This window comes from Candidatus Darwinibacter acetoxidans, from assembly GCF_041936445.1.
Classification (GTDB): domain Bacteria; phylum Bacillota; class Limnochordia; order Darwinibacteriales; family Darwinibacteriaceae; genus DTU010.
Genome location: NZ_JBHGXH010000255.1, coordinates 1 through 4,391 on the forward strand (window position 1 = coordinate 1; position 4,391 = coordinate 4,391).

General features: G+C 58.4%; 4 protein-coding genes. All 4 read right to left on the bottom strand.

Annotation, left to right across the window (positions count from 1 at the left end):
* Positions 1 to 40 precede the first annotated feature (40 nt).
* Entirely contained in the window at positions 41 to 1,375 is a 1,335-nt protein-coding gene (locus ACE4YL_RS09790) for a hypothetical protein (protein ID WP_461369591.1), read from the bottom strand.
* A complete protein-coding gene (locus ACE4YL_RS09795; RefSeq protein WP_461369592.1) occupies positions 1,376 to 2,749 on the bottom strand; it encodes a YncE family protein in 1,374 nt (457 codons plus the stop codon).
* A gap of 66 nt (positions 2,750 to 2,815) precedes the next feature.
* On the bottom strand, positions 2,816 to 4,102 hold the full coding sequence (locus tag ACE4YL_RS09800) for a hypothetical protein (RefSeq protein WP_461369593.1): 1,287 nt from the start codon (positions 4,100 to 4,102) through the stop codon (positions 2,816 to 2,818).
* On the bottom strand, positions 4,095 to 4,391 hold a 297-nt coding region (locus tag ACE4YL_RS09805), incomplete at its 5' end, for a hypothetical protein (RefSeq protein WP_461369594.1). The genes ACE4YL_RS09800 and ACE4YL_RS09805, both read right to left, overlap by 8 nt.

Genomic DNA, 4,391 nt, shown 5'->3' on the forward strand with positions numbered 1-4,391 from the left:
GGGGGCGCAGGACCGCCCGCGCCCCCAGCCTGGGCTCCGTTTAGCTTATCTTCGCGCTTCCCACGTCCCGCCTGCCGCTGATCTGCTCGATGAGGTCCCGGATGCGGGGCTTCCGGACCACGCCGCCGCTGTCAACCGTAAAATCGGTGAAGAATCCTGATCGGCCAAACCGGAAGCCTACCTGCGTGATCGTCCCCAGCAGTCGCGGCAGGGGCCTGTCGGGTTCGGCAATCTCCGCTGCGTCTCCCGGTTGGATCTGCGGCCTGAAGGGTGCCACAAAAGATTCGATCACGCCGACATCTGCCAGCCGCCCGGCCAGGTATTCTGCCTTTGCCGCTGCTTGTGCCTGGGTCGTGCCCTCGGGGGCCTCGACGTAGAGGGTTTTCTTCCGGGGCAGATTCCATGTCTCGATAAACTGCACGTCGCGCCACGCCTTGACAGCAAATTCCCGATCGTGGACACAAACACGGCTGTAGGTCTCCCGGTCGTCCCGGGTGACTTCGCGTCCGAAACAATCCCGGCCGCGCTCAAAGCTGTATGTCCCGGGCGGCATGAAAAGCTGAACATACGCCGGGCTGCCGATGATGATCGTGCCGCTCGCGTCCTCCCGCATCTGCCAGCCGTTCCGGGTGCTGATCACTGACTGCAGGCCGTCGAAGTATGACATGTTCGGCGGAAACTCGATATTGATTGTGGCGCCGACGGATTCCACGCGGTGGTTGACCACGCCGGCGTCCTCCAGCATCTCCACCAGCACGGCGGTCACCGTGCCGGAGAAAGTATTATCTTCGTCGAAGGTCTGATCCTTGAGCAGCTTCCCCGTCACGTTCCGGGCCGTCAGGTCCACGCGCGGATTGCCAACAGCCGTGACGATCCGATCAAGGTAGTATTGCCCCAGCGCGATCCGGCTGCTGTCGCCAATGCGAAAATAGACGCTTACCCTTGTGCCGGGCGGGACCTCAGTTGTGCCCTCTGCCGCGATTATTCCTGCCGGGTTTTCGAGGGTGAGGGAAAGACTTACGCCCGGGTCGTCGTCGCTGAAGGTCATGGAGCCATCCACTAAATATTTATTCGTCTCCTGCTTCAGCAAAAAAACCGCCTGCCGGTGAGTGTTGCCGGTGAGCCAATTCGCCCAGAGGTTCATTCGCGGCAGGTAGGCAATAGTCAGGTGTCGCGCCCCCGTGTCCGGTGCGGCCAGGAGCGGCGCGGTAAATGTCCGGTCGGCAAAGTTGCCGAAAGGGGTTTCTGTGTCCACCGAGTAGATCCGCCCCGTGGCGTCGGTGTAGAGCACCTGGCAGATCTGATCCGGTGAGTGCCAGGCTTGCGGGGTGTGCCCGTCGGCGATCTTTTGGCTGTGCTCGAATGTTAGTTCCATTTACGTTTCCTCGCCGTATTGAATCGTGACCTGCAGGTCGAGAACGTGATTCACATCCTTGGGCACATATGACACGGTGTAGTCGGCGGTGATGATGGAGCCCTCGGCCGGTGGGGTGTCGAAGATAATGTTGTGGGTGGCTCCGGTGTTGTAGGCGCCGTCGATCACCGTGAGATAAGGGCTGCTATAGTGCCCTACCGCCAGGTATGCTCCGTCCGGGGAGAAGGCACAGCTGTGGCCGTTGCCTGCCAGGGTCGGGGTGCCGGAGATCACGCTCCAGTCGGAGGTGTCGATCACCGTGAGGTAGGGGCTGTTATAGTGCGCCACCGCCAGGTATGCTCCGTCCGGGGAGAAGGCGCAGCCGTAGCCTACGCCTGCCAGGGTCGGAGTATTTAGCCTCGCGCCCACATAATTTACCAGTTCGTTTACGGTCGGACTTGCTGCCACGTCGTCCACCTTGACGGTCACGCTCGCCCCAACCGCGTCATTCCAGGCCAGGTTGAACGCCGTCTCCTCCCCGTCGCCGATGCCGATCTGCTCGCCTTCGATGTTCCAGCCGGTGAACACCCCAGCGATGGGCAACTGCCCCCGGAATGTGCCCGCCGTGTCGCTGCTGCCCAGGCCGATGCCCCGAATCGCGCCGTTTCCATCGCTGATGCCCAGCCGCCGGACCGGGGTCGTGGCTTTCTTCGCTGCGGCACTCTTGATCCAATTTGCGGTTGTGATGCTGCTGCTCTGCCCGTGGCTGTCGTCTGCCGTCGTGCCTCTATGAAACTCCCTCGCCCCCGTCACCCGGAAATACTGTGTCGGGTAGCTCGCATAGCCAGTCAGATAGTTAATCAGCTCATTATTCTCCAGCGGCATTACCCAGCGGAATTTACCGCCATACATATCTGTCAGCTCGCCCAGCTCGATAAAGATCGTCGCGTAGATGGTGACGACCATGGTATCAGTCTTGACGATGCTGATCGGGTTGCCTTCGCTGTCCTCCAGGAAAGCATGGGTTACCAGATCCGTACTCCCGCTCCCGTACGCCACGCCGACTTCGGTCAGTTCGTGGCCGACGTATTCCTCCGGGTTGATCACGATCTGCTGCATCCAGGACGAGGTCGGCAGAGCACGCTCCCGGGTGACGGTTGTCGCGGACTTGCCGCCTGAATCGTTGAATAGGCTTGTCCGGGCCGGGTTGAGCGCGCCGTCTCCGGTGCCGAAGCGGATATATGAGAAATACGTCAGGAAGTTTACCAGCCGGGACCACATCTGATCCAGGATGATGTTATGCGCCTGATAGTTCTGCACTTCGCCGGTGCGGATGTCTTTGCACTCGATGTCGAAGCGGTTGCGGATGTTGGCTTTCGCGTCTACTCTTATCAAGATTTTACCTCCTTTCTAAAATAAAAGGAGCCCGAAGGCTCCCATGTCTGCTCATGTCTGCCGCTTTTACGGCGGGATGTCGTCAACGTGAATAAAGTCAACGAGAACACCCGTTCCGGTGACGGTGACGGTGTGCGCCTCGTATCCCGGCTCATAGGTTACGTTGATAAAGCCCACCACCGGCTCCCCGCGCACGGTGATGATGTGTTCATCCACCGGCGATGGTTCCAGGTCCTCCGGGGTGAAGGATTCCTCAAAGGATTCCACCGGGCGCAAGCCGGAGAGGTTGCCGACGTTCTGGTTGTAGGCAACGGTCAGATCGCCCTCGACGTTGTTAAATCTACCCGCCTCGGTCATGGTCAGTAGGATTTTATCCGGCGGGACTTCCGCCTCTTCCAGCCAGACCGCCAGAAGTGTCGGGGTCTTGCTGGTATCCTCCGTTTCCAGCGTGTAGCGGAGCCAGAGGTATGCGTCGTCAATGGTCAGCAAGTCCTCGTCATCTACCGACATCCACGTTTCCGGCGGGGTTTCATCGTCGTCGGTGCAGGCGTATTCAACGGTTACCGTTGTGTCCTCCGGGGTATTCGCCTCAAATCGCAGGCGGGGGTCGGCGGGTAGGGTGGCTGTGGGGATTGCTGGGGAGGTGTAGGTGCCGGGGGTGGGGTATTTCTCTGCAGTTTCTTGAAAAATAAAACCCATTGCGTTTGTCCATGAAAACCCGCTTGCCCCAAACAAGCCCTCGCGGTTCTCCCACAGCGTACCGTCATATAATCCTGACGCCGCATAGGCAACCCCTGATGGCCGAGCTATCTCAACGCGATACTCATCATTTTCGGCTACCCCTAACGAATCAAAACCTTCAAATGTTATCCAGCTATCCGCAGGGGCATCGTTTATGGTTTCCGTTCTATATGTTGTTTCGCCGTTATCGCTCTTAATGTTAAGCGTGTAATCGCCTGCCGTTTTCGTTTTTGCCTTAACTTTTGTAAGCGTCCCCGATTCCTTAGAGGTTACCCGGTTTGCTATCGTGGTGTAAGAACTCCCGGTTGCGTTTGATGTATCATACGTGTCCTCAACTTCATCGCCGGGAACTTCGCTCGATTCCAGCCGCAGACCTTCCTCCGTTTTCTCGGTATCATCAAACGTCCCGCCCTCGAAGTCCTCCTCATGCAGCGTCTGGATCGGCCTCCGCTCCACACTCTCCACCGTATATTCCCGCTGCTGCAGGGTGCCATAGAATAGCGGGTCTTTCTCCATACCCGTCACGGTAAAGGCAGATTCATTGCCGGACACGTCGCCCAGCAGGGACTCCGTGAACTTGATGACGATCTTTTTTCCTCTGCCCTTACTCATTCCAAATCGCCTCCACTTCCGGCGGACTTATCAGGATAAACTCAAGCCCAGTAGGGGTAAATGCGATCTCAAATGGATCGACGCTCTGCCCTGCCTCGCCCTTTGTGGTGCCGGAGCCTAAAAATTTCAGGGTCAGGTCGCCCTCGCCTAATAGTGACTGATTCGCATAATTCAAATTGTCCACGGTCAGAGTGATGTCAAAGGGGGTTGCCCCGGCAACGATGCCGGACACGGAAAATACTGCCTCATCCTCGTCCACTACGATAAAGTCCGCCGCCGTCAGTTCGGT